Genomic DNA, 25025 nt, shown 5'->3' with positions numbered 1-25025 from the left:
CGGGGCTCGCCGCCGCGGCGGGGCCGCTACTCGTGCTCGAGCGGGCGCCAGACGACGAGCGCGTTCTCGCGGCGGACGCGCGTGCCGGCCTTGAGGGTGACGACTTCACCGGCCGAACCGGCGGCGAACACGCGGCGACCCGGCCGGTTCAGCATCTCGTCGGCGAGCGCGGCCTCGAGCTCGCGCACGCGGGCGCGCAGGCTCTGCACCTCGTCTTCGAGGCCGAGCACCCGGCGGATGCCCTCGAGGCTCACGCCCTCGGCCGAGAGCTGGGCGATCTCGCGCAGCTGCACGACGTCGCGCATCGAGTAGCGGCGCGACTTGCCCGCCGTGCGGGTGGGCGACACGAGCCCGAGCCGGTCGTACTGCCGGAGGGTCTGCGGGTGCATGCCCGCGAGCTCGGCCGCGACCGAGATCACGAAGAGCGGGCTCGTCTCGTTCACGGCTAGCTCCGCGCCTTTGCGAGCAGGTCTTCGCGCGGGTCCTCGTCGGGGAGGGCGGCGGCGAGCGCCTCGACCGCCTCCTTCGCCTCCTTCGAGAGGTGCGAGGGGACGGCGATCTGCACGACGGCGAGCAGGTCGCCGGTGCCCTTCTTCGTCTCGACGCCGCGGCCCTTCACCCGCAGCACGCGGCCGCTCGGGGTGCCGGGCGCGACGCGGAGCTTGACGGGGTCGCCGCCGAGGGTCGGCACCTGGATCGTGGCACCGAGCGCGGCTTCGGTGAACGTCACGGGCACGGTGACGCGGAGGTTCAGCCCGTCGCGCTCGAAGACCGGGTGCTTGCGCACGTGCACGGTGAGGATGAGGTCGCCGGTCTCGCCGCCGTCGGGCGAGGGGTGGCCCTTGCCGCGCAGCTTGATCTTCTGCCCGTCGGCGACGCCCGCCGGGATGCGCACCGTGATCGGCTTGCCGTCGGAGGTCTGCAGGGTGATTTGCTCGCCCTTGGTCGCCGTGATGAAGTCGAGCGTGGTCGTCGCCGTGACATCGCGCCCGCGGGTCGGCCCGCCGAAGCCGCGGTAGCCTCCGGAGGGCTGCCCGAAGCGGCCGCCGCCGAAGAGCCCGCCGAGCAGGTCGTCGTAGTCGCCGCCCTGCTGGAAGGTGTAGCGCTGACCGCCGCCGCCCTGGTTGAACATGCCGCCGAAGACGTCCTCGAAGCCGCCCTGGCCGCCGGCGCCGGGCGCCGTGAAGCGCGCGCCGGAGCCCATCGCCCGGATGGCGTCGTACTCCTTGCGCTGCTCGGGGTCGGAGAGCACGGCGTTCGCCTCGGAGATCTCCTTGAACTTCGCCTCCGCCGCGGCGTCGCCGGGGTTCTGGTCTGGGTGGTACTTGCGCGCGAGCTTGCGGTAGACCTTCTTGATCTCGCTGTCGCTCGCGTCCTTGGAGACGCCGAGCACCTGGTAGAAGTCCTTGTCGAACCAGTCCTGACTGGCCATCGGCACCTCCTTTCTTGAAGTCTGTCGTATCTGAATGAGTGCGGGAGGAGATTCGCTGCGGCGGAGGTCGGATCGAACGATCCCATCCTCCCCTGGCGCGAATCTCCTCCCGTCTCGTGGAGCGGTCTGCCGGGGCTCAGCCCTGCGGGCTCTTCACCACGACCTTGGCCGGCCGCAGCTGGACCTCGCCCAGCTGGTACCCGGTCTCGACGACGTCGGCGACCGTGTCGACCTCCACGTCGTCGGCGGGCTGCTGGAAGATCGCCTCGTGCAGCTGCGGGTCGAACGGCTCGCCGACCGCACCGAAGCGCACCAGCCCGAGCCGCTCGGTGACCTGCCGGAGCTTCGCGGCGATCGTGCCGAAGGCGGTGTCGCCCTCGAGGTCGCCGTGCTTCTCGGCCCGGTCGAGGTCGTCGAGCACGGGCAGCAGCGCGGCGACCGTCTGGCCGACCGCCCGGTCGCGCTCGAGCTCGCGGTTCTGCTCGGTGCGCTTGCGGTAGTTGGCGTACTCGGCGGTCACCCGCTTGAGGTCGGCGAGGTGCTCGTCGTTCGGCTCCGCGACCTCGGCCTGCGCCGCGTTGAGGATGTCGTCGACGGTGAGCTCGGCCTCGTCGGCGGATGCCGCGGCGTCGGCCGCGGCATCCGTCTCGCTCGAGGGCTCGCGAACCGCACCGGTCTCGGGGTCGATCTTCCGCTTGTCGCGGATGACCGGCTCGTCGGGGTTCTGGTTCTCGTCAGCCATGGTTACTTCGCCTGTCCTGTCGAGGGGTCCTCGTCGTCCACGACCTCGGCGTCGACCACGTCCTCGTCGGACGCCTGGTCGGATGCCTGGCCGCTGGCGTTCTGGTCCTCACCGGCGCCGGCGGGCGCCTCGGACTGCTGCTGCGCGTAGATCGCCTCGCCGAGCTTGCCCTGCGACTGCGAGAGCTTCTCGAACGCGGTCTTCACCGCGTCGTCGTCCTCGCCCGCGAGTGCGGACTTCAGCGCGTCGACATCGCCCTGGACCTCGGTCTTGACGTCCTCGGGGAGCTTGTCCTCGTTGTCCTTGATCAGCTTCTCGACCGAGTAGGCGAGCTGCTCGGCCTGGTTGCGCTGCTCGGCGGACTCACGGCGCTTCTTGTCTTCGGCGGCGTGCTCCTCGGCCTCGCGCACCATGCGGTCGATGTCGTCCTTCGAGAGCGACGAGCCGCCCGTGATGGTCATCGACTGCTCCTTGCCCGTGCCCTTGTCCTTGGCGGACACGTGCACGATGCCGTTCGCGTCGATGTCGAAGGTGACCTCGATCTGCGGGATGCCGCGGGGCGCGGGCGCGATGCCGGTCAGCTCGAAGGTGCCGAGCGCCTTGTTGTCGCGCGTGAAGTCGCGCTCGCCCTGGAAGACCTGGATCGCGACCGACGGCTGATTGTCGTCGGCGGTCGTGAAGGTCTCGCTGCGCTTGGTCGGGATGGCGGTGTTGCGCTCGATGAGCTTCGTCATCATGCCGCCCTTGGTCTCGATTCCGAGGCTGAGCGGGGTGACGTCGATGAGCAGGACGTCCTTGCGCTCGCCCTTCAGCACGCCGGCCTGCAGCGCGGCGCCGACGGCGACGACCTCATCGGGGTTCACACCCTTGTTCGGGTCCTTGCCGGTCTCCTGCTTCACGAGCTCCGAGACGGCGGGCATGCGCGTCGAGCCGCCGACGAGCACCACGTGGGCGATGTCGGAGACCTTGATGCCGGCCTCCTTGATGACGTCCTCGAAGGGCTTCTTCGTGCGGTCGAGCAGGTCGCTCGTCATGTTCTCGAACTGCGCGCGGGTGAGCGTCTCGTCGAGGTTCGCCGGGCCGTTCTCGGTGAGCGAGAGGTAGGGGAGCTGGATGCTCGTCGACATGCTCGACGAGAGCTCCTTCTTGGCCTGCTCGGCGGCCTCCTTCAGGCGCTGCTTCGCGATCTTGTCGTTCGAGACGTCGACGCCGGTCGACTCCTTGAAGCGCTTGATCAGCCACTCGACGACGCGCTCGTCCCAGTCGTCGCCGCCGAGGCGGTTGTCGCCGGCGGTCGCGCGGACCTGGATGGTCGAGAAGTCCTCGTCCTTGCCGACCTCGAGGAGGGACACGTCGAAGGTGCCGCCACCGAGGTCGAAGACGAGGATGAGCTCGTCCTCCTTGCCCTTGTCGAGGCCGTAGGCGAGCGCGGCCGCGGTGGGCTCGTTGATGATGCGCAGGACGTTGAGGCCCGCGATCTCACCGGCCTCCTTGGTGGCCTGGCGCTCGGCGTCGTTGAAGTACGCGGGGACGGTGATGACCGCGTCGGTCACCGTGTCGCCGAGGTACTGCTCGGCGTCGCGCTTGAGCTTCTGCAGGATGCGCGCCGAGATCTCCTGCGGCGTGTACTGCTTGCCGTCGATCTCCTGCGTCTTCCAGTCGGTGCCCATGTGGCGCTTCACCGACGAGATGGTGCGGTCGACGTTGGTGACGGCCTGGCGCTTGGCGGTCTCGCCGACGAGCACCTCGCCGTCCTTCGTGAACGCGACCACCGAGGGGGTGGTGCGGAAGCCTTCGGCGTTCGCGATGACGGTGGGCTCGCCACCCTCGAGGACGCTGACCACGGAGTTCGTGGTGCCGAGGTCGATTCCAACTGCTCGTGACATGTGTTTCTCTCCTTCTGCTGACCGGTGTCCGGCGGCGCGGATGCGCCTGAGCGAGACCCCGGTTCAGCGCGCGGCTCGGCCGTGCTGGCCCGCAGCCGAAGTCTCTGTCATCTCTGACGGCCATTGCTGGCCCCGTCAAGACTTGAGTCTCAACGGCTCAAGTGTCGCAAATCGAGGTGAACGCGTCAAGTCGATCCGGTAAAACTTGAGTACAGTTGACTCAACTTCTGGAGCGCGTGCGGTATTCCCGCAGCAGAAGGATTTGCCTGGTGGGAGCGGTTATCGCTCCGACCAGACGCCCAGCTCGTTGCCGCTGGGGTCGGCGAAATGCAGACGACGGCCGCCGGGGAACTCGTACGGCCCCTGGGTCACCCGTCCGCCGGCCGCGGTGATCGCCTCGGCGGTGCCGTCGAGATCGTCGCTGTAGAGCAGCACGAGCGGGCCGCCGGTGGTCACCTCGTCGACCTGCATCAGCCCGCCGGCCTCTTCGCCGCCGCGCTCGGCCGCCGTGCGGATGCCGGCGTACTGCGGGCCGTACGGCGTGAACTCCCACCCGAAGGCGGCGCCGTAGAACGCCTGCGCGGCCGGCAGGTCGGTGACGGAGATCTCGATGTAGTCGATCGTGCGCGGGATGCCGTGCGTGTGAGAGGTCATGACGCGAGTCTCGCGCCGGCCACCGACATCCCGGCCGACGCCCCGCATTGACTTGTCGGATGCCCCGGCCTATGGTTGCCGGGGCCCTTCCGGCCCCCGGGCCTCCCGCCGACTCCGGCACGAGGCCGCCCCGATCGAAGGCAGGTGATGCGACATGTCCGGTGATAGTAGCCGCGCCGCCGCCTCGCCCCTTCGAGCCGGTCTCCCGCGGCACTGATCGTCCCGCCCGCAGCGCCCCGCGTCCCCGACGCGGCTGCGGCACGATCGCACGTCCGCCCGAGGCATCCGTCCCTCGCTGGTCCGAGCGGTGGCATCCGCGCGCCGAGCGCGCAGCCCCCGCGACGTCGTGGACGTCGCGCGATCGACCCAGACGAGGTGAGACGAAATGATGACCCTGATCGACAACGGCGTGTACGTGGACGGCCTCCGCACCGCCACCCCCGAGAACCTGCAGCAGACGTCCGAGGTGATGCGCTCCGGCGGAGGCATGGCCTGGATCGGCCTGTACCGCCCCAGCCCCGAGGAAGTGCGCTCGGTCGCCGAGCAGTTCGAGCTGCATCCGCTCGCCGTCGAGGACGCGCTCACCGGCCACCAGCGCTCCAAGCTCGAGCGCTACGGCGACACCCTCTTCGTCGTGCTCCGCCCCGCCCGCTACGTCGACGAGCACGAGGAGGTCGAGTTCGGCGAACTGCACCTGTTCGTCGGGCCCGACTTCGTCGTGACGATCCGGCACGCCGAGGCGCCCGACCTCCGACGGGTGCGGCGGCGCCTCGAGGCCTCCCCCGAGCTGCTCGCGATGGGCCCGGAGGCGGTGCTCTACGCCGTGCTCGACGAGGTCGTCGACGAGTACGGCCCCGTCGTCGCAGGGCTCGAGAACGACATCGACGAGATCGAGGACCAGCTGTTCTCCGGTGTCGAGGGCGTCTCCCGGCGGATCTACGAGCTCGCCCGCGAGGTGCTCGACTTCCAGCGCGCGGCGCAGCCGCTCGTCGGGATGCTCGAGGGGCTCGCCCGCGGCTCCGACAAGTACGGCGTCGACGTCGAGCTGCGCCGCTCGCTGCGCGACGTGCTCGACCACGCCCTGCGGATCGTCGAGCGGGCCGGGGCGTTCCGCGCCATCCTGGACAACGCCCTGCAGGTCGAGGCGACGCTCGTCGCCCAGCGGCAGAACGAGGAGATGCGCCGGATGACGGAGCTGAACCTCGCCCAGAACGAGGAGATCAAGAAGATCTCCTCGTGGGCGGCGATCCTGTTCGCGCCGACTCTGATCGGCACCGTGTACGGCATGAACTTCGACGTCATGCCCGAGCTGCACTGGAGCCTCGGCTACCCCTTCGCGCTGCTGCTCATGCTCGGCATGAGCGCCGCGCTGTACGGGGTCTTCAAGCTCCGCCGCTGGCTCTGACCCTGGCCCGCTGAGCTCGTCCCCTGGTCCGCTGAGCTGGCCCGCTGGTCCGCTGAGCTTGTCGAAGCGAACTCGACACGCTCCGACGAGCTCAGCGAGCCAGGCAGGGTCAGGCGGCGGGGCGGCCGTAGGCCTCGAGCAGGCGCAGCCAGACCTCGCTCATCGTCGGGTAGGCGGGCACCGCGTGCCAGAGCCGATCGATCGGCACCTCGCCGACGATCGCGATCGTCGCGGCCTGCACGAGCTCGGCGACGTCCTGCCCGACGAAGGTCGCGCCGACGACGACCCCGCGGTCCTCGTCGACGATCATGCGGGCCGTGCCGCGATAGCCGTCGGCGAGCAGCGAGGCGCCCGCGACCCAGCCGAGCTCGTAGTCGAGCACCCGGGTGCGCAGCCCGGCCTCCTCGACGCCGGCCGCCGTGAGCCCGACGGCGGCGACCTCGGGGTCGGCGAACACGACCTGCGGCACCGCGTGGTGGTCGGCGGTCGCGACGTGCGCGCCCCAGGGGGCGTCGGATGCCTCGTCGCCGCGCGCCCGCGCCGCGATCGCGTCGCCCGCGGCCCGGGCCTGGTACTTGCCCTGATGGGTGAGCAGCGCCCGGTGGTTCACATCGCCGACGGCGTAGAGCCAGTCGTGCCCCGGCACGCGGAGCGTGTCGTCGGCCTCGAGCCAGTCGCCGGGTTCGAGGCCGATCGTCTCGAGCCCGAGCCCGTGGGTGCGCGGGGTGCGCCCGGTCGCGACGAGCACCTCGTCGGCGACGATCGTCTCGCCGGTCGACAGCTCGATGCGCACCTCGCCGCCCGAGGCATCCGCGTCGTCCGCCGCCCCGACCCGCTCGACCCGCACCGGCGACGCCCCCGTGATGACCCGCGCGCCCTGTTCGGCCAGCCCCTCGCCGACGAGCTCGCCCGCGAAGGGCTCGAACTCGCGCAGCAGCCCGCTGCGGGCGATGACGGTCACCTCGGTGCCGAAGGAGGCGTAGGCGGCGGCCATCTCGACGCCGACCACGCCGCCGCCGATCACCGCGAGCCGGCGGGGCGCCTGCTCCGCGCTCGTGGCCTCCCGGCTCGCCCAGGGCCGGGCCTCGGCGAGCCCCTCGATGCGCGGGATGAGCGGATCCGAGCCGGTCGCCACGACCACCGCGACGCGGGCGCGCAGCTCGACACTGCCGCCGTCCGGGGTGTCGACGACGACGCGGCGCTCGCCGTCGAGCCGGCCGTGCCCCCGGACGAGCTGGATGCCGGCCCCGTCGAGCCATTCGAGCTGGCCGCTGTCGTCCCAGTGCTTCACGACGTCGTCGCGGTGCGCGAAGAGCGCCTGCACGTCGAGATGCCCGGTCACCGCCTCCGCCGCGCCGGGCACGCGGCGGGCCGCGCTGATCGCGGCGCCGGCGCGCAGCAGCGCCTTCGACGGCATGCACGCCCAGTACGAGCATTCGCCGCCGACGAGCTCGTGCTCGACGATGACGGTGCTGAGCCCGCCCTGCACGGCCCGATCGGCGACGTTCTCGCCCACGGGCCCGCCGCCGATCACGATGAGGTCGAATTCCTGCTGCATGCTGCTCCCCTCGTCGGCGCCGCTCGGCGCGGCACTCCTTCCATCGTCGTCGCGCGCGTGCGGGAGCGCCAGCCTCCCCGCCCGGCTGTCGGGCGGACACCCCGGCGCACTACGATGCGCCCATGCCGACGACGCGCGCCGCCCAGCCCGCCACCAGGGTCGTCCACCTCGTCGATCGGCTCGACGACGTCGCGGACGCGGCCGCCCCGGTGGCGTTGCGCCTGCCGCGTCGGCTCGGCACGCCCGGCCGCCTCGCCTTCGCCGCGGCGGCGGTCATCGCGACCGCGGTCGCCGCCTGGGGCGTCGTGCTGCTCTGGACGGAGGAGACGCCCGGCTGGTGGTTCAGCCTGCTCTTCTCGGTGCTGCTCGGCGCGATGGGCCTCGTGCCGTGGTTCCTGCTCGCCGGCTCGATCGGCGCGGCCCGCGAGGACCGCGAGGCGCAGGCCGCCTGGAGCGCCGCCCGCGACTCGGCGACCCCCACCACCGGCCGCGTCGTCGCCCGCCGCACTCAGCTCGCCGAGGAGGGCACGCCGACGTCCTTCGAACTCGACGTGGACCTCGCCGACGGCTCGCGGCTCACGGCCGAGTGGCGGCTCGAGCGGGCGGCGCAGCGGCTGCTGCAGTCGCAGGTCCCGGGCGTCGGCGCGGCCGTGCGGGTGTGGCGGGCGGCGGGGGTGCCGGAGGCGCCCCTCGTCGTCGAGGTCGCGGACCCGAGCGTGGTGGGCTGAGGCGCCCGCGCTCAGCCGCGGAACGGGTCCGCGATGCCGACGTAGGTGGTCTCCAGGTACTCCTCGATGCCCTCGAAGCCGCCCTCGCGCCCGATGCCGGACTGCTTCACCCCGCCGAACGGCGCCGCCGGGTTCGACACGATGCCCGTGTTCAGCCCGAACATGCCGACCTCGAGCTCCTCGGCGAGGCGCAGCCCCCGGTCGAGATCCCGGGTGAACGCGTAGGCGACGAGCCCGAACTCGGTGGCGTTCGCGAGCGCGACCGCCTCGGCCTCGTCGGCGAACGTCACGATGGGCGCGACCGGTCCGAAGATCTCCTCGCGCAGGATCCGCGCGTCCGCCGGCACGTTCGTCAGCACGGTCGGCTCGTAGAAGTACCCGGGGCCGGGAACGGGCCTGCCGCCGAGCGCGACGGTCGCCCCGTCCGCCCGGGCCGACTCGACGAGCTCGTGCACCTTGTCCCGTGTGCCGGCGTCGACGAGCGGGCCGAGCTTCGCGCCCGGCTCGGTGCCGCGGGCCACCGGGTAGGCGGCGATCCGCGCGGTCAGCCGCTCGGCGAACTCCGCCGCGACCCGCTCGTGCACGAGCAGCCGGTTCGCGGCCGTGCAGGCTTCGCCGCCGTTGCGGAGCTTCGCGAGCAGCGCGCCCTCGACGGCCTGGTCGAGGTCGGCGTCCTCGAAGACCAGGAACGGGGCGTTGCCGCCAAGCTCCATCGAGACGCGCAGCACCTGGTCCGCGGCATCCGCGATGAGCCGGCGGCCCACCTCGGTCGAGCCGGTGAACGAGAGCTTGCGCAGCCTCGGGTCGCGGACGAGCGGGCCGGTCACGCGGCCCGCGCTCGTCGTCGGGATGACGTTCAGCACGCCTGGCGGCAGCCCGGCCTCCTCGAGCACGGCGGCGAAGAGGAGCGCCGTGAGCGGGGTCAGCGCGGCGGGCTTCAGCACCATCGTGCAGCCCGCCGCGATCGCCGGCGCGATCTTGCGGGTCGCCATCGCGAGGGGGAAGTTCCACGGCGTGATGAACAGGCTCGGACCGACCGGACGCTTCAGCACCAGGAGGCGGCTGCGGCCGTCGGGCGCGGTCGCGTACCGGCCCGAGACGCGCGAGGTCTCCTCGGAGAACCAGCGCAGGAACTCCGCCCCGTAGGCGACCTCGCCGCGGGACTCCGCGAGCGGCTTGCCCATCTCGAGCGTCATGAGCAGGGCGAAGTCCTCGGCGCGGGCGGTGACGGCGTCGAAGGCGCGGCGCAGGATCTCGGCGCGCTCGCGGGGCGCGGTCCTGGCCCAGCCGGCCTGCGCGCGGTGGGCCGCGGCGAGCGCGGCCTCGCCGTCGGCCGGGGTGGCGTCGGCGATCGCGAGGAGCGCGGCGCCGGTGGCGGGGTCCTCGACGACGAAGGTGCCGCCGTCGGATGCCTCGCGCCATTCGCCGTCGATGAGGAGCCCCGTGGGCAGCGAGGCGAGCAGGGCGCGCTCGGCCGGTCGCATCGCGGAACCGGAGCCGGAGCCGGAGTTGGCGCCGCCGCTGGCGCCGCCGCTGGGCTGGGTGCCGCTCACAGCGCCTCCCGCAGGATCTCGATGATCTGTTCCTCGCTGGGCTGCAGCGGCGCGTTCACCGTGACGGCGTCGGCGAGGGTGTCGGCGGCGAGCGAGGGCAGGGCGTCCTCGGTCACCCCGAAGCGCGAGAGCGGGCCGACGAGGCCGATGGACCGGGCGAGACCCGTGACGGCATCGATCGCGGCATCCGCGTTCTCCTCGTCCGTCGCCGCGGTGTCGCCGACGCCGAGCGCGAAGGCGGCGCGCGCGAGGCGCTCGACGCGCACGGCCCGGCTCAGGCGCAGCACGCCGCCGATGACGATCGCGAGGGCGAGGCCGTGCGGGATGTCGAAGCGGCCGCCGAGCGGATGCGCGATGCCGTGCACGAGCCCGAGGCCCGTGTGCGAGAAGCCGACACCGGCCACGTGGCTCGCGAGGAGCAGCTCGGAGCGGGCCTCGAGGTCGCCGCCGTCGACGACCGCGCGCGGGAGGTGGGTCGAGACGGTCGCGAGCACCTGCAGCGCGATGCCGTCGGAGTAGGGGTTCGCCCGCACCGAGAGATAGGACTCGAGCGCGTGCGTCAGCGCGTCGAAGCCGGTGGCGGCCGTCGCGCTCGGCGGCAGGCCGACGGTGAGCTCCGGATCGAGGATGGCGGCCTTCGCGAGCGCGGTGTCGTGCCCGACGTAGAACTTGCGGTGGCCGACGACATCGGTGATGACGCCGAAGGCGTTCACCTCGGCGCCGGTGCCCGCGGTCGTGGGGATCGCGACGATCGGCAGCGCCGGGCGGGCGAAGGCGGCGCGATAGTCGAGCTCGATGCCGCGCTCGGGGTTCACGGCGCCGAGGGCGATGCCCTTCGCAGCGTCGAGCGAGGAGCCGCCGCCCACCGAGACGATCGCGTCGGCGCCGACGCGGGCGGCGAGATCGCTGCCCGCGTCGAGGTTCGTGGTCGTCGGGTTCGGCGTCACCTCGCCGTAGACGTGCACGGCGAGCCCGGCGGCGTCGAGGGAGGCGCGCACCGCGGCGACGATCGGCGAGCCGGCGAGGAAGGGGTCGGTGACGATGAGCACCGTGCCGGCGCCGTGCGCGGCGACGATCGCCCCGGCCTCGGCGACCCGGCCACGACCGAAGTACGCGATGGGCTTGGGGTCGAGCACGAGCTCCGTCTCGGCGAGCGGCCGCGGGAGCGGGGCCAGGCGGGTGCCGGTCATGCCGCCACCGCCTCGCGGCGCAGCGGGCGGCCGATGAGGTCCTCGTAGAGCTGCACGGGCGTCATCTCCCCGGCGAGGTCGCCGTACTGGGCCTTCGCCCGGCGGTAGATCTGCTCCACGACGGCGGAGAGCTCGGCCGGCACCCCGACCGAGCGGGCGAGGTCGATCGAGAGGCCGAGGTCCTTGCACGCGAGGGCGATCGCGAAGCCCTCGTCGTAGTCGCCGCGGTCGAGGATCGAGAGCACGTCGTGCTCGACGAAGTTGGAGTTGGCGGGGCTCGCGATGAGCGAGTCCCGGAGCACGTCGAGGTCGACGCCGGCCTTCACGCCGATCGCGAGCACCTCCGCCGTGGCCACGAGGTGGGAGAACCAGAGCTGGTTGATCATGAGCTTCACGGCGTAACCGGCGCCGGCGCCGCCGACGTGGAGGATCCGCTCGGGGTCGCCCATGGCCTCGAACACGGGGCGGAGCCGCGCGACGTCCTCGGCCTCGCCGCCGACGAAGATCTGCAGCATGCCGTTCGCGGCGCCGACCGACATGCCGCTGACGGGGGCGTCGAGGATGCGCAGGCCGCGTGCGCCGTGCGCCCGGCGCACCGCGTCGGCCACCTCGGGCACGGAGGTCGACATGTCCACCCAGGTGCCGCCGTCGGCGATGCCCGCGAGGATGCCGTCGGGCCCGTTCACCACGGCGTCCACGTGCCGGGGCGTCGGCAGCATCGTGATCACGACGTCGCTCGCGGCCGCGGCCTCGGCCGGCGTCGCCGCCCAGCGCGCGCCGCCGGCGACGAGCTCGGCGGCCGACTCTCGGCGCAGATCGTTCACCACGAGCGGGAACCCCGCCCGCTGCAGGTTCCGGGTCATCCCGGACCCCATGTTGCCCAGGCCGATGAAGCCGACCGTCGGCAGGACCGCATGCGTCATGCTGTGTCTCTCGCGTTTCTCTCGCAGATCGGGCGGGCGTCAGAGCGCGCCGTCGCCCAGGTTGATCCAGGTGGTCTTGAGTCCGGTGTAGGCGTCGAAGGCGTGCAGCGAGCGATCGCGGCCCGCGCCCGACTGCTTGAAGCCGCCGAACGGCGTGATCACGTCGGCGACGTCGAAGGCGTTCACCCAGACGGTGCCGGCGCGGAGGCGGCGGGCGATCCGGTGCGCCCGCGTCACGTCGGAGGTCCAGACGCTCGCGGCGAGCCCGTAGTCGGACTCGTTGGCGAGGCGCACGCCCTCCTCGGCATCCCGCACCGTCGTGACGGCCAGCGCCGGCCCGAAGATCTCCTCCTGACCGATGCGGCCGGCGTTGTCGACGCCGTCGAAGACGGTCGGCTCGACGTAGTAGCCGCCCTCGAGCCCGGCCGGGCGGACGCGCCCGCCGCCGTGCACGGTCGCCCCCTCCGCGCGCGCCACGTCGACGTAGCCGAGCACGCGCTCGAGCTGCGTCTCGCTCGCGATGGTGCCGAGCTGCGTGCGCTCGTCGAGCGGGTCGCCCTGCACGAGCGAGCGGCCGACCTTCAGCACCTCCTCGAGGAGCTGGTCGTGCACGCGCTCCTCGACGATGAGGCGGCTGCCGCCGTGGCAGGTCTGCCCGGCGTTGTAGAAGATGCCCCAGGCGACGGCCGAGGCGCACGCCTGCAGGTCGCCGACGTCGGCGAGCACGAGCTGCGGGGACTTGCCGCCGAGTTCGAGGCTCACCTGCTTGCCGTTCGACTCGCCCGCGTAGCGGAGGAAGCCGCGGCCGACGGCCGGCGAGCCGGTGAACGCGATCTTGTCGACGAGCGGATGCCGGCCGAGCGCCTGCCCGGCGACGGGGCCGAGCCCGGGGACGACGTTGAAGACGCCGTCCGGCACACCCGCCTCCGCGGCGAGCGCGGCGAGCTTCAGCGCCGAGAGGCTGGTCAGCTCCGCCGGCTTCAGCACGACCGAGTTGCCGGCGGCGAGCGCCGGGGCGATCTTCCACGCGGTGATGATGAGCGGGTAGTTCCACGGCACGACGGCGCCGATCACGCCGAGCGGCTCCCTGGTGACGAGCGCGAGCGCGGACTCGGGGGCCGGGGCGATCTCGTCCGTGAGCTTGTCGATGGCCTCCGCGTACCAGCGCACGACGCGGGCGGCGTTCGGCACGTCCACGTTGAGGGAGTCGCCGATCGGATGGCCCGAGTCGAGCGCTTCGAGCAGCGCGAGCTCCTCGCGGTGCTCCAGCATGAGCTCGGCGAGCCGCAGCAGCACGCGCTGCCGTTCGCGGCGGTCGGCGCGCGACCAGACCCCGGCCTCGAAGGCGCGGTGGGCGGCGCGCACCGCGGCGTCGACGTCGGCCTCGGCGGCCGCCGCGACGCTCGCGATCCGACGGCCGTCGCGCGGGGCGAAGGTGTCGAAGACGGCGCCGTCCGCGGCGTCCCGGAACGCGCCGTCGATGAACAGCCGGGTCTCGGGGGTGAGCGCCGCCGCGGCGGCGATCCAATCGGTCATGGTGCAGCTCCTCGTGCTCGTCGTCAGACCGTGTAGCGGGCGACGGCGTCGTGGTCGATCTCGACGCCGAGCCCCGGGGCATCCGGCACGACGAGGTCGCCGGCCGCGTCGATCATCAGCGGCGTCATGAAGAAGTCGCGCCGTTCGGCCGTCCAGCCGGGCGGGTCGAACGGGAACTCCAGGTAGGGGCCGGCGTCGACGCCGGCGGCCACGTGCAGGTTCGCCAGCAGACCGAGCCCGTTGGACCAGGTGTGCGGGGTGAACAGACGGTGCCTGAGGTTCGCCGATTCGGCGACCTGGCGGGCCCGGTACATGCCCACGGCGAGCGCGACGTCCGGCTGGTAGACGTCGAAGGCGTCGGCCTCGATGAGCGCCATGATCTCGGGCAGGCTGCGCACCATCTCGCCGCCGGCGATCTGGATGCCGGTCTCGGCGCGCACGCGCTGCGCACCGACGACGTCGACCTGGGGCAGCGGCTCCTCGAGCCAGAGCACCCCGAGCTCGGTGAGCTCCGCGGCGACGCGCTGCACCTTCGCGAGCGGCAGCGCCGCCTCGATGTCGCCCGACATGCGCCACATCTGGTTCAGGTCGACCATGAGCTCGAAGTCCTCGCCGACCGCCTCCCGCGCGGCGCGCACGGCGGCGACGCCCTCGGCCAGCCGATGCCTGGCGATGCGGATCTTCATGGCGCGGAAGCCGAGCTCCTTCGCGGCGAGCGCGGACTCGGCCCGCGCCTCCGGAGCCTTCAGCTCGCCGCTGGACGCGTAGGCGGGCAGCCGGTCGCGCGCGCCGCCGAAGAGCACGCTCACGGGGAGCCCGGCGACCTGGCCGATGATGTCCCAGAGCGCCGCCTCGAGCGGCCAGTACCGGCCGCCGTGGAAGTTGATCGTCTCGATGCGGCGCACCTGGTTCAGGATCTGCAGCGGGTCGGTGCCGATGAACAGGTGCTCGAAGGCCTCGAAGCCGTCCATGGTGTCGCCGGAGCCGTAGCCGGTGATGCCCTCGTCGGTGTGCACCGTGACCAGGGTCGCGGCGAACTCCGTGCGCGGGTTCGGGTCCCAGGCCGCCGCGAACGGCGGATCGAGCGGCTGCAGCAGCCGGGTGAGCGTGATGGCGGTGATCTTCATGCTGGGTCTTTCGGCGTGTAGAAGGGGTTCGATGGCGCGTGCCGGGCGGCGATGACGTCGTCGGTCTCGGGGAGGTGCCTGGCGCCGTTCTCGAGCGCGGTGCGCACGGAGCGTCGGTTGTGCTCGAAGACGGCGTCGGCGTCGTCGGCGCCGGGGTTCACCCAGACGGCGGCGATCAGCACGTGGCTGTCCGCCTCCTCCCGGGTGATCACGCCGTCCGCGAGCGCGTCGGCGACCCCGGCGGCGATGCCCGCCTGCGCGGGCCCCCAGATCAGCAGGCCGTGCTCGTCGCTCGCCGGCGCCGACTTCGTCACGAAGAGGGTGAGCGGCTTCACCGGCAGCGACGGCCGGAGCACCGTCACGAAGGGCACGTGCCCCGCGCTCGGGGTGGCGAGCGCGGTCGCCCACGCCACCCCGGCCGGGCCCTCGCGGTGCCCGAAGACGGTGTTCACGTGCGCGGCGTTCACGCCGTCGCCGACGAAGCTCTCGCCGATCAGGAGGCCCTCGCTCATCAGATGAGGCCCTGCTCGGTCAGCCAGTCGGTGGCGACGTCCTCGGGGTCCTCGCCGTCGACGTCGACGAGGGCGTTGAGCTTCTGCATCTGCTCGGTCGTGAGCAGGGGCGTGAGGAGGCCGAGCACGTCGGCGATCTCGGGGTACTCGTCGAGGGTGGACTGCTTGAGGGTGAAGGCGCCCTGGTAGGCGGGGAAGAACTGCAGGTCGTCCTCCATCACCACGAGGTCGAGCGCGGGGATGCGGCCGTCGGTCTGGAAGACCTCGCCGAAGTTGCAGTCGTCGCCCTTCTGCGTCGCCGTGTAGATGACGCCGGTGTCGAGGAGCGCGACGTTCGAGTCGGGGACGTCGATGCCGTAGGCGGCCTTGAGGCCCGGCCAGCCGTCGTCGCGGGTGGAGAACTCGCTCTCGACGCAGAAGGTCTGTTCCTCGACCGGGAGGGCGGCGACGTCGCTCAGCGTCTTCACGCCGAGCTCCTTCGCCTTGTCGGCCCGGATGGCGAAGGCGTAGGTGTTGTTCAGGGGCGCCGGGTCGAGCCAGGCGATGCCGTTGGCGGCGTCGGCCTCCTTGGTGGCCTCGAACTGCGCCTCCTCGCCCTTCACGGGCTCGGTGTTGCCGTTGTAGGTGATCCAGGAGGTGCCGGTGTACTCCCAGTAGCCGAGGAACTCGTCGTTCTCGAGCGCCTGGCGCACGTTGGCGGAGCCGACGAGCTTCGTGTTCGCGACGGTCTCGGCGCCGTGGGCGTTCAGCAGCTGGCTCGTGAGGTGGGCGAGGATGAACTGCTCCGAGAAGTCCTTGGCGCCGATGTCGCCCTTCAGGCCTTCGAGTTCGGTGCCCTGGCTGCCGGTGGCGGCGCCGCCGGAGGAGCAGGCGGAGAGGGCGAGGGCGCCGGCCGCGGCGAGCGCCAGCGCTGACAGGAGGGTGCGCGTCTTCATTGATGGACTCCTTGTGTGCGGGATTCGGGGGTGGGACGGGTGGAATGGCGGGAGCGGAGGCCGCTCAGATGCCCTTCGGCTTCAGCAGGTCCTCGGCGAAGCCGGCGATCCAGTCGATGAGCAGGGCGATGCAGGCGACGAGCACGGCGCCGACGACGAGTACGGGATAGCGCTGCAGCTTCAGGCCGTTGACGATCATGTCGCCGAGGCCGCCGGCGTTGATGAAGGTCGCGATCGTCGCGACGCCGACGCAGAAGACGAGCGCGGTGCGGAGCCCCGCGAGGATCACGGGGACGGCGAGGGGCACCTCGATGCGGGTGAGCACCTGGTTCGGGGTCATCCCCATGCCGCGGGCCGACTCCCGCACGTTCGCATCGACCTGCTGGATGCCGATCATCGTGTTGCGCAGCACCGGCAGGAAGGCGTACACGACGAGGGCGACGAGCGCCGTCGTGTACCCCGTCTGCCAGAGGATGGCGAGCAGGATCACGACGCCGACGGCGGGGGTGGCCTGGCCGATGTTCGCGATCGCGAGGATGACGTTCCGCACGGTCGCCGAGCGCGTCTTCGCGAGCAGGATCCCGGTGGGGATCGCGAGCACCGCGACGAGCGCGGAGGCGACGACGGTGAGGCTCAGGTGCTCGCCGACTCGGAGCGTGATGTAGCCCCAGTTCAGCGTGCGCTGCTCGATCGAGTCCAGCTGCAGCGTCGAGACCCAGAGCAGCAGGAGCGCGAGCACCACGACCACGACGATCGGCGTCGTGAAGCGGCGCCAGGTGAAGAACCGCGGCCGCGCGGGCGCCTCGGCCGCGCGCGTCGCGCCGATCGCCTGGGTCTCGGTGGTGACGGTCATCGTGCGCCCGCTCGTGAGCCGGCCGTGCGGCCGGGCAGTTCGGCGCCGAGGACCGCGGAGATGCGGTCGACGCTCAGCGAGCCGACCGCCCGCCCGTGCTCGTCGACGACGTCGACGGCCGGGAGCCCGGTGAGCACGAGCACGTCGAGCGCGTCGCGGAGGTTCCCGGCGAGTTCGATCGTGGGTGCTCCGCTCGTCCCGACGGCGGCGCCGAGGGTCGCCTCCACGACGGGCACGAGGGCGAGGCGCTTGAGCGCGGCGCCGTGCCCGATGAACGAGGCCACGTAGTCGTTGGCCGGCTCGGCGAGGATGTTCGCCGGGGTGTCGAACTGCTCGATGCGGCTGCGGTCGGAGAGCACGGCGATGCGGTCGCCGAGCCGGATGGCCTCGTCGAAGTCGTGGGTGACGAAGATGATCGTCTTGCCGATCGACTCCTGCAGGCGCAGGAACTCGGCCTGCAGCTTCTCGCGGGTGATCGGGTCGGTCGCGCCGAACGGCTCGTCCATCAGCATGACGGGCGGGTCCGCGGCGAGCGCGCGGGCGACGCCGACGCGCTGCTGCTGTCCGCCGGAGAGCTGCTTCGGATAGCGGTTCGCGAAGGTGCCGGGGTCGAGCTGCACGGTCTCGAGCAGCTCATCGACCCGCTCCGCGATGCGCGGCTTCGACCAGCCGAGGAGCTTCGGGACGGTCGCGATGTTCTCGGCGATCGTCATGTGCGGGAAGAGGCCGATCTGCTGGATGACGTAGCCGATGTGCCGGCGCAGTTCGTTCGGGTCGAGGGAGAGCACGTCGCGGCCGCCGATGGAGATGGACCCCGAGCTCGGCTCGATGATGCGGTTGATCATCTTCATGGTGGTGGTCTTGCCGCAGCCGCTGGGGCCGACGAACATGACGAGCTCGCCGGGGGCCACGGTCATCGAGAAGTCCTCGACGGCGGGGGCCTGCTGGCCGGGGTAGACCTTGACGACCTGGTCGAGGACGATCTCGACGCCGCTCGTGTGCTGCGCGATCGCGGTGATGCCGGTGGCGGTGGATTCAGACACGGAGACCCCTTGACGTCGTGGAGCGGCTGATGAGGACGAAGGCGCCGTCGACGACGAGCGCGAGGAGGACGACGCCGAGCGTTCCGGTGAGCGCGAAGTTCAGCGCGTTCTTGGACCCGAGGGACGACAGTCCTTGGAAGATGAACTGGCCGAGGCCGGGGCCCGCGACGTACGCGGCGATCGCGGCGATGCCGATCGTGAGCTGGGCGGCGACGCGCACCCCGGTGAGGATGATCGGCCAGGCCATGGGCAGCTGCACGGCGAAGAGGATCTTCGCCGGCGACATCCCCATGCCCTTCGCCGATTCCATGATCGCGGGCGAGACCTCGCGGAGGCCGACCACGGTGTTCCGGACGATCGGCAGCAGCGAGTAGAAGACGAGCGAGAGCACAGTGGGCGTCCACCCGAGTCCGAACACGGGGGTGATCAGGGCGAGGAGCGCGAGCGAGGGGATGGTGAGGGCGACGCCGGCCGCCGCGATCGTCAGCGAGCGCGGCACCGGCCGGTTCCAGACCAGGATGCCGATGAGCACGCCGACGACGGTCGCGATGAGGAGCGAGAGCGCGACGACGGCGAGGTGCTGGAGCACCAGCTCGAGGATGTCGTCCCACCGGCGGCCCCAGAACGTGAGCAGACCGTCGAGGTCGAGTGCGTTCACGTCGCGTGCTCCCTTCTCGTCGTCGAGAACCGCCGAGGGCTCGGTGGTCGATGCAGCGACGATACGTCGGGGTCACGATATGCGCAACTGCTGTTGCGCGAGTGTCAACGCACCTCTACGCTGGCCCCATGACTCCACCGACGACGTCCGCGAGCGGGCAGCGGCGCAACTCGGCCGGGCTCCGGCGGGATCTCGAACTGCTCGAGGCGCTCGGCAGCGACGAGGCGCTGCAGCAGGGCGGCCTCGGGGTCGTGCGGCTCGCCGAGCTCGCCGGCCGCGACAAGGGCCAGGTCTCCCGCACGCTCGCGACGCTCGCCGACGCCGGACTCGTCGCCCGAGACCCGGTGACCCTCGGCTACAGCCTCGGCTACCAGCTCTACGCCCTGGCGGCCCGCACCGCGGAGGCCCGGCTCGTGCGGGAGGCCACCGGCTACCTCCGTCGCATCGTCGCGGCGACGCACGAGACGACGCACCTCTGCGTGCTGCGCGGCGGCAGCGTGCTGACGCTCGCGAGCGAGCTCAGCGAGCACGCCTTCCGCGGCCTCGGCTGGGAGGGCGTGAGCACGGCGGCCTGGCGCACCTCGGCCGGGCGGGTGCTCGTGAGCGGATGGTCCGACGAGGAGCTCGCCGCCTGGTACGAGCTGCACGGGCACGATGAGGCGATCGTGAGCCCGGCCTCCTCGCGCCCGTCGGGGCCGAGCGTGGTCCCGCCCCCGCCCCCGCCGCCCGGCAAACTGCTCGTCACCGACTTCGACAGCCTGCTCGCCGAGATCCGGCGCATCCGCGAGCGCGGCTACGCCACGGTCGACGAGGAGTTCGAGGCGGGCGTCGTCGGCGTCTCCGCCCCCGTCTACGACTTCCGCGGGCAGATCATCGCCGCGGTGAACATCAGCGCCCCGAAGCCGCGCCTCGGCGCCCACCTCGACGCCGCCGGCCGGCTGGCCGCGCGCGGCGCCGCGGAGCTCTCCGCCCAGCTCGGCGCCCCGGCGCTCACCCCACCCGGGTGAGCTCCTCGAGCATGCCGGGCTCCCGCCAGTGCCGGCTCGGGATGCTGTCGCGCAGGCGCCGCGTGTAGTCCTCGGCGGGGTCGTCGAGCACCGCGCCGGTCTCGCCCTGTTCGACGAGCCGGCCGTGGTGCAGCACCACGACGTCGTCGGTGAGCTGGCGCACGACGGCGAGGTCGTGGGAGATCAGCAGGTAGGCCGTGCCGAGCTCGTCGCGGAGCTCGGCAAGCAGGTTCAGGATCTGCGCCTGGATCGAGATGTCGAGCGCGGCGACCGCCTCGTCGAGGATGATCAGCCGCGGCTCGACGGCGAGCGCCCGCGCGATCGCGACGCGCTGCCGCTGCCCGCCCGAGAGGCCGACCGGGCTGCGGTCGAGCTGCGCCGGCGTGAGCCCGACGAGGTCGCCGAGCTCGCTCGCGCGGGCCGCGACGTTCCCGCCGCGCGGCGGGTGCAGGCGCAGCACTTCGACCAGGCAGGAGCGCACGGTCTGCCGCGGGTCGAGCGAGCCGTACGGGTCCTGGTAGACCATCTGCACGAGCTTCGCCCGGCGCAGCCGTTCGGCCCGGGAGCGCGATTTCGAGGTGAGGTCCTCGCCGTGCACGAGCACCCGGCCGCTCGTCGGCTGGTCGAGGCCCATGATGATGCGCGCGAGGGTCGACTTGCCCGAGCCGGACTCCCCGACGATGCCGAGGTCGCGCCCGGCCCGCATGATGAAGGAGACGCCGTCGACGGCGACGGTGCGCCGTCCGCGCTTGCTGAACACCCGGGTGACGTCGTCGACGACGACGGCGGGCGCCGCGTCCGGCTGCTCGGCGCTCATCGCGCACCTCCTTCTGACGCGGATGCCTCCGACGTGGATGCCTCCGACGCGGATGCCCCGCCGACACCGCCTGCGGCCACGGCCGGCGCGGTGAGGAACGCCTCGCGGTCGGCCGCCGTGATCGTGGGCAGCCGGGGCATCCGCTCCTCGATGCTCGGCCGCGAGCGCAGCAGGGCCAGGGTGTACGGATGCCTCGCGCCGCCGTGCAGCTCCTCGGCCGGCAGCTGCTCGACGATGCGCCCCCGGTACATGACGCAGATGCGGTCGCAGAGCGCCCCGGCGAGCTCGAGGTCGTGTGTGATGAAGATGGTGCCGAGCCCGCGCTCGCGCGTCGCGGCGCGCAGGATCGCCGCGATCTCCGCCTGCCGGGTCACGTCGAGCGCGGTCGTCGCCTCGTCGGCGAGCATGAGCCGCGGATCGGTCGAGAGCGCCGCCGCGATCACCGCGCGCTGCAGCATGCCGCCGGAGAGCTGGTGCGGGTACTCGGCCAGGCGTTGCGCGGGCTCGGCGATGCCGACCTCGCCGAGCAGCTGCTCGGCGCGCGCGTAGGCCGCGGCCCGAGGCATCCGCTTCGTCTTGCGCAGCCCCTCGGTGACGTACTCGCCGACCGTCGTGACGGGGTTCACGGAGGCCCGCGGGTCCTGGAAGACCATGCCGAGCTCCTCCGAGCGGAAACGGGCGAGCTCGCGCTGGCGGAACGCGAGCACGTCGCGCCCGTCGAAGCGGATGCTGCCACTCCCCCGCGCCGAGGCCGGCAGCAGGCGGGCGACCGCGTTGACGGCCGTCGACTTGCCCGAGCCGGACTCGCCGATGAAGCCGACGATCTCCCCCGGCGCGACGGTGAAGCTCACGCCGTCGAGGGCGCGCACCCATTCGGCGCCGTCGAAGAGCTCGACGACGAGGTCCTCGACCTCCAGCAGCTCGGTCATCGTCCCTCCCGGTTCAGGCTGACCCGATCGGCGAGCCGGTCGCCGATGAGCGAGACGGCGGCCACGACGATCACGATGGCGAGGCCCGCGAACGTGGCCTCCTCCCAGTACCCCTGCAGCACGCCGCGCTGGCCCTCGGAGATCATGAGGCCCCAGTCGGCGTCGGGCGGCTGCACGCCGAGCCCGAGGAACGACAGCGCCGCGAGGTCGACCATCGCGTAGCCGAAGGAGATCGTCGACTGGGCGAGCACCGTCGGCATCACGGCGGGCAGCAGGTGGCGCCCGGCGATCCTGGTGCGCGACTGGCCGACGGTGACGAGGGCGCTGAGGTACGGCAGCGACATCTCGCCGACCGCGACGCTGCGCACGATCCGCGCGATGAAGGGGATGTAGGCGATCGCGAGGGCGAGCACCGCGGTCGTGAAGCCCGGGCCGAGCACCGAGACCGCGAGGATCGCGAGCAGCAGCCCGGGGAACGCGAAGCCGATGTCGAAGATGCGGCTCAGGATGCGGTCGACCCAGCCGCCCGAGATCGCGGCGACGAGCGCGAGCAGCGTGCCGACGACCGCGGCGACGAGCACCACGACCGCCGGGCCGAGCAGGCTCGTGCGGGCGCCGTAGAGCAGCCGGCTCAGGATGTCCCGGCCGGAGCCGTCCGTGCCGAGCAGCGCCCACGGCTCCATCGGGCGGTAGGTGAGGCCGAAGTCGACCTCGTTCGGGTCGTAGGGCGCGATGACCGGCGCGAGCAGCGCGGCGAGCACCGCGAGCCCGACGACGGCGGTCGCGACGATGCCGGTGACGCCGAAGCCACGGCTCCGGCGCGTGCGGCGCCGGCGCATCCGGAGCGCCTCGAAGACGACGGTGGTCATGCGGCGATCCCCTGACGCTCGCGCACCCGCGGGTCGATCACGACCTGGATGACGTCGACGATGAGCACGACGATGACGACGGCGGTGATGAGCAGCAGGCAGATCGCCTGCACCACGCCGAAGTCCTTCTTCGCGACGGCCTCAGTGAGCAGGGCGCCGATGCCGTCGAGCGCGAAGGCGCGCTCGACGACCACGGAGCCCACGATGAGGCTCGTGAGGGTGAGGCCGACGACCGTCGCCACCGGGGTGAGGCCGTTGCGCAGGATGTGCCGGCCGATGATCGTGCCGCGCGGCAGGCCGCGTGCGACGGCCGCCTTCACCTGGTCGCGCGCCGCCTCCTCGCGGAGGGCGGCCCGGGTCACCCGGATCACGTAGGACCCGGAGGCGAGCGTCAAGGCGATGACCGGCAGCGTCAGATGGTAGAGCCGGTCGAAGAAGCCGTCGCCGGGCCCGAACGCGGGGAACCAGCCGAGCCCCACCGCGAACACCGAGATGAGCGTCGAGGCCGCCACGAAGGAGGGGATGGCGACGCCGATCGAGGTGCCGGCGAGGATCACGTCGCTGAGCGCCCGGCGGGACAGCGCCGCGACGATGCCGAGCCCGACGCCGATCACGACGATGACGACGAGCGCGTAGGCGATGAGCAGCGTCGTGGTCGCGAGCCGCGGCCCGAGCAGCGACAGCACGTCGTCGCGGTAGGTGATCGAGCGGCCGAGGTCGCCCGAGAGCACGTCGCCGAGCCACGCGACCCAGCGCACCAGGAAGGGATCGTCGAGGTGGTACTGCTCGCGCAGCGCGGCGATCGCTTCGTCGCTCAGGGTGCGGTTGCCGATCAGGTAGCTGAGCGGATCGCCCGGCGCGAGGTACAGCGCGCCGAAGATCAGGAACGAGGACACGAGGAGGGTCGCCAGTCCCTCGAGCACACGGATGGCGATGAAGCGGGGCAAGACGACGACCCTCCTCGGTCGGGTTCGGACGGGGCTCGGCGCTACTTGGCGCCGATGCCCGCCGCCCACGGGTAGTAGAGGAACGCGAGCGAGGCGGTCGCGCCGGAGATGCGGTCGTTCAAGTACAGCCGCATGCCCGGGTTCACCAGGTTGATGAGCCCCATCGAGTCGACGAGCCCGGCCTGCGCGGCCACGAGGGACTCGGCGCGGGCCGTGTCGTCGAGCTCGCCGAAGGCGGCGGCCACGTTGTCCGTGACGCTCGGCTCGTCGAGCAGCCCGTAGTTGTAGGCGCTCAGCGGGGTGAACTCGCTCAGGGACACGATCGGGTCGGCGACGCCGGCGCCGTACTCGTTCACGATGAAGGCGTCGTACTCGGCGCGGGCGGCCGCGTCGAAGTAGAGCGCGTTGAAGCTCGTGAGGGGCAGGGTCTGCGTCTTGACCTCGATGCCGATGGCCTTGCCCGCGGCTGCGAGCAGCTCGGCGGCCTTGTTGTCGGCCTCGGTCTCGGCGGGCAGCGCGACGGTGATGCTCTGGCCGGCGAGCCCGCCGTCGTCGACGAGCTTCTTCGCGGCATCCACGTCCTGCGCGAGCGGCGGGAGTTCGGCGGCGCCCTGCTCCCAGACGTCCTTCGCGTAGCCCCACGCGCCCGGCTGGATCGGAGTCAGCGAGGGCGCGGCGGTGCCGCGGTAGACCGTGTCCGCGAGCGCCTGCCGGTCGTAGGCGAGGCTCAGCGCGCGGCGGAGCTCGGCGTTCTGGAACGGGCCGTCCTTCTCGGTGGGGCGCACGGCCACCCAGTCGGTGCTGGCCCCCAGGTAGAAGCTGCCGGAGTCGGAGTTCATCAGCGGCTCGGTCGCCGAGAGTGGCACCCGGTAGGTGCCGTCGATGTCGCCCGAGAGCAGGCTCGACGCGATCGTCGACTCGTCGGTGACGAAGGTGAGCGTCGCGGAGTCGGCGAGCGCGGCGCGGTCGTCGTTCCAGTAGTCGGCGTAGCGCGACATGGTGATGTTCGTGCCCGGCTTCCAGCCGTCGAACTGGAACGGCCCGGTGCACATGATGCCGCCGGACGCGGTGCCGTAGGCCTCGCCGGCCTGCTCCACGTAGGCCTTCGAGCCGACGACGCCGGCCGCGGTCGCGAGCATCCGCTCGAAGAGCGCGTCGGGTTCGGTGAAGGTGATCGTCACCTGCAGCTCGCCGGTCTGCTCGATGGAGGCGACCCGGTCGTAGAGGGGCACGCCCCAGTACGAGCCGGCCGCGTCGTCGAGGTTGCGGGAGAGGCTGAAGACGACGTCCTCGGCGGTGAGCGGGCTGCCGTCCCAGAAGGTGACGCCGGAGCGGATGGTGAGCACCATCGTCGTGTCGTCGGGGCGGTCGACCTTCTCGGCGAGGCCGGGCTCGAGTCCGAAGTCCGGCGTCTGCAGCATGAGGCTCTCGCACATGTTCGCGAGGGTGGTGTTCTCCGAGTCGCTGTAGGCGTAGATCCAGTCGAGCGAGGCGGGCTCGCCGCTCGTCAGGTTCCACGTGAACGAGTCGATGGGGCCGGAGGCGGCGGGCGTCGTGGTGATCCAGTCGAGCTCGGCGCCGGCCGAGCCGCCGCTGGCGCTCGGGCTGGGGCGCTCGGCCGAGCAGGCGGCGAGGCCGGCGGCGAGCGGGACGACGAGCGCCGCCGCGGCGACGCGGTACGAGGTGCGGGACATGTCAGGACTCCTTCGGGGGTGCGGGAG

24 protein-coding genes are annotated in these 25025 nt (G+C 72.2%); 3 read left to right on the top strand and 21 right to left on the bottom strand.

The window, feature by feature from the left end:
• Positions 1–26 precede the first annotated feature (26 nt).
• From IEY71_RS04745 to IEY71_RS04725, 5 genes are all read right to left on the bottom strand, one after another.
• Positions 27–443: a heat shock protein transcriptional repressor HspR gene (locus IEY71_RS04745; RefSeq protein WP_189084112.1), complete on the bottom strand. Its 417-nt coding sequence runs from the start codon at positions 441–443 to the stop codon at positions 27–29.
• 2 nt (positions 444–445) lie between these two features.
• Complete coding sequence (locus tag IEY71_RS04740) at positions 446–1432, bottom strand: DnaJ C-terminal domain-containing protein (RefSeq protein ID WP_189084111.1); 987 nt, start codon at positions 1430–1432, stop codon at positions 446–448.
• Positions 1433–1568: 136 nt separating this feature from the next.
• On the bottom strand, positions 1569–2174 hold the full coding sequence (locus IEY71_RS04735; RefSeq protein ID WP_189084110.1) for a nucleotide exchange factor GrpE: 606 nt from the start codon (positions 2172–2174) through the stop codon (positions 1569–1571).
• 2 nt (positions 2175–2176) lie between these two features.
• Positions 2177–4060, bottom strand: a complete 1884-nt coding sequence (gene dnaK / locus IEY71_RS04730; protein WP_189084109.1) for a molecular chaperone DnaK — start codon at positions 4058–4060, stop codon at positions 2177–2179.
• Positions 4061–4339: 279 nt separating this feature from the next.
• Entirely contained in the window at positions 4340–4714 is a 375-nt protein-coding gene (locus IEY71_RS04725; RefSeq protein WP_189084108.1) for a VOC family protein, read from the bottom strand.
• Positions 4715–5102: 388 nt separating this feature from the next.
• Here IEY71_RS04725 and IEY71_RS04720 point away from each other — a divergent pair, with 388 nt between their 5' ends.
• Positions 5103–6119 carry a magnesium and cobalt transport protein CorA gene (locus IEY71_RS04720; RefSeq protein ID WP_189084107.1) on the top strand — a complete coding sequence of 339 codons (1017 nt, stop codon included), beginning with the start codon at positions 5103–5105 and terminating at the stop codon, positions 6117–6119.
• 109 nt (positions 6120–6228) lie between these two features.
• On the opposite strand, the gene IEY71_RS04715 is transcribed toward IEY71_RS04720, so the two are convergent.
• Positions 6229–7677, bottom strand: coding sequence for a dihydrolipoyl dehydrogenase family protein (locus IEY71_RS04715; protein ID WP_189084106.1), 1449 nt, complete (start codon positions 7675–7677; stop codon positions 6229–6231).
• 122 nt (positions 7678–7799) lie between these two features.
• Here IEY71_RS04715 and IEY71_RS04710 point away from each other — a divergent pair, with 122 nt between their 5' ends.
• Complete coding sequence (locus tag IEY71_RS04710; protein WP_189084105.1) at positions 7800–8405, top strand: hypothetical protein; 606 nt, start codon at positions 7800–7802, stop codon at positions 8403–8405.
• An 11-nt stretch (positions 8406–8416) separates the two neighbouring features.
• On the opposite strand, the gene IEY71_RS04705 is transcribed toward IEY71_RS04710, so the two are convergent.
• From IEY71_RS04705 to IEY71_RS04660, 10 genes are all read right to left on the bottom strand, one after another.
• Positions 8417–9889: an NAD-dependent succinate-semialdehyde dehydrogenase gene (locus tag IEY71_RS04705; protein WP_189085075.1), complete on the bottom strand. Its 1473-nt coding sequence runs from the start codon at positions 9887–9889 to the stop codon at positions 8417–8419.
• A gap of 65 nt (positions 9890–9954) precedes the next feature.
• The gene (locus IEY71_RS04700) at positions 9955–11148 is read right to left on the bottom strand and encodes an iron-containing alcohol dehydrogenase family protein (protein WP_189084104.1); all 1194 of its coding nucleotides are present in this window, start codon (positions 11146–11148) and stop codon (positions 9955–9957) included.
• On the bottom strand, positions 11145–12071 hold the full coding sequence (locus IEY71_RS04695; protein ID WP_189084103.1) for an NAD(P)-dependent oxidoreductase: 927 nt from the start codon (positions 12069–12071) through the stop codon (positions 11145–11147). The genes IEY71_RS04700 and IEY71_RS04695 overlap by 4 nt, the downstream gene beginning before the upstream one ends.
• A 39-nt stretch (positions 12072–12110) precedes the next feature.
• Positions 12111–13607 (bottom strand): aldehyde dehydrogenase, encoded by a 1497-nt coding sequence (locus IEY71_RS04690; protein WP_189084102.1) that lies wholly within the window; start codon positions 13605–13607, stop codon positions 12111–12113.
• Positions 13608–13630: 23 nt separating this feature from the next.
• Complete coding sequence (locus IEY71_RS04685; protein WP_189084101.1) at positions 13631–14734, bottom strand: mandelate racemase/muconate lactonizing enzyme family protein; 1104 nt, start codon at positions 14732–14734, stop codon at positions 13631–13633.
• On the bottom strand, positions 14731–15246 hold the full coding sequence (gene fae / locus IEY71_RS04680) for a formaldehyde-activating enzyme (RefSeq protein WP_189084100.1): 516 nt from the start codon (positions 15244–15246) through the stop codon (positions 14731–14733). The genes IEY71_RS04685 and fae overlap by 4 nt, the downstream gene beginning before the upstream one ends.
• Positions 15246–16181 carry a glycine betaine ABC transporter substrate-binding protein gene (locus IEY71_RS04675; protein ID WP_189084099.1) on the bottom strand — a complete coding sequence of 312 codons (936 nt, stop codon included), beginning with the start codon at positions 16179–16181 and terminating at the stop codon, positions 15246–15248. Before IEY71_RS04675 ends, fae begins: the two co-directional genes overlap by 1 nt.
• A 64-nt stretch (positions 16182–16245) precedes the next feature.
• Positions 16246–17034, bottom strand: a complete 789-nt coding sequence (locus IEY71_RS04670) for an ABC transporter permease (protein ID WP_189084098.1) — start codon at positions 17032–17034, stop codon at positions 16246–16248.
• Entirely contained in the window at positions 17031–18077 is a 1047-nt protein-coding gene (locus IEY71_RS04665; protein WP_229781528.1) for an ABC transporter ATP-binding protein, read from the bottom strand. Before IEY71_RS04665 ends, IEY71_RS04670 begins: the two co-directional genes overlap by 4 nt.
• Positions 18070–18735 carry an ABC transporter permease gene (locus IEY71_RS04660; protein ID WP_189084097.1) on the bottom strand — a complete coding sequence of 222 codons (666 nt, stop codon included), beginning with the start codon at positions 18733–18735 and terminating at the stop codon, positions 18070–18072. Before IEY71_RS04660 ends, IEY71_RS04665 begins: the two co-directional genes overlap by 8 nt.
• A 128-nt stretch (positions 18736–18863) precedes the next feature.
• On the opposite strand from IEY71_RS04660, the gene IEY71_RS04655 reads away from it, so the two are divergent.
• A complete protein-coding gene (locus tag IEY71_RS04655) occupies positions 18864–19742 on the top strand; it encodes an IclR family transcriptional regulator (RefSeq protein WP_189084096.1) in 879 nt (292 codons plus the stop codon).
• Here the strand turns inward: IEY71_RS04655 and IEY71_RS04650 are convergent.
• The 5 genes from IEY71_RS04650 to IEY71_RS04630 are packed head-to-tail and all read right to left on the bottom strand — an operon-like array spanning position 19726 to position 24998.
• Positions 19726–20559, bottom strand: a complete 834-nt coding sequence (locus IEY71_RS04650; RefSeq protein WP_189084095.1) for an ABC transporter ATP-binding protein — start codon at positions 20557–20559, stop codon at positions 19726–19728. The two genes, IEY71_RS04655 and IEY71_RS04650, sit on opposite strands and share 17 nt — an antisense overlap.
• Entirely contained in the window at positions 20556–21488 is a 933-nt protein-coding gene (locus IEY71_RS04645; RefSeq protein ID WP_189084094.1) for an ABC transporter ATP-binding protein, read from the bottom strand. Before IEY71_RS04645 ends, IEY71_RS04650 begins: the two co-directional genes overlap by 4 nt.
• Positions 21485–22357, bottom strand: a complete 873-nt coding sequence (locus IEY71_RS04640) for an ABC transporter permease (RefSeq protein ID WP_229781527.1) — start codon at positions 22355–22357, stop codon at positions 21485–21487. The genes IEY71_RS04645 and IEY71_RS04640 overlap by 4 nt, the downstream gene beginning before the upstream one ends.
• Positions 22354–23304: an ABC transporter permease gene (locus IEY71_RS04635; protein ID WP_189084093.1), complete on the bottom strand. Its 951-nt coding sequence runs from the start codon at positions 23302–23304 to the stop codon at positions 22354–22356. The genes IEY71_RS04640 and IEY71_RS04635 overlap by 4 nt, the downstream gene beginning before the upstream one ends.
• Positions 23305–23345: 41 nt before the next feature.
• Positions 23346–24998 (bottom strand): ABC transporter substrate-binding protein, encoded by a 1653-nt coding sequence (locus IEY71_RS04630; protein ID WP_189084092.1) that lies wholly within the window; start codon positions 24996–24998, stop codon positions 23346–23348.
• Positions 24999–25025: the final 27 nt, after the last annotated feature.

Origin of the sequence: Agromyces mediolanus (assembly GCF_014648575.1) — a bacterium.
Taxonomy (GTDB): domain Bacteria; phylum Actinomycetota; class Actinomycetes; order Actinomycetales; family Microbacteriaceae; genus Agromyces; species Agromyces mediolanus.
This window is presented reverse-complemented; position numbering and strand designations above follow the sequence as displayed.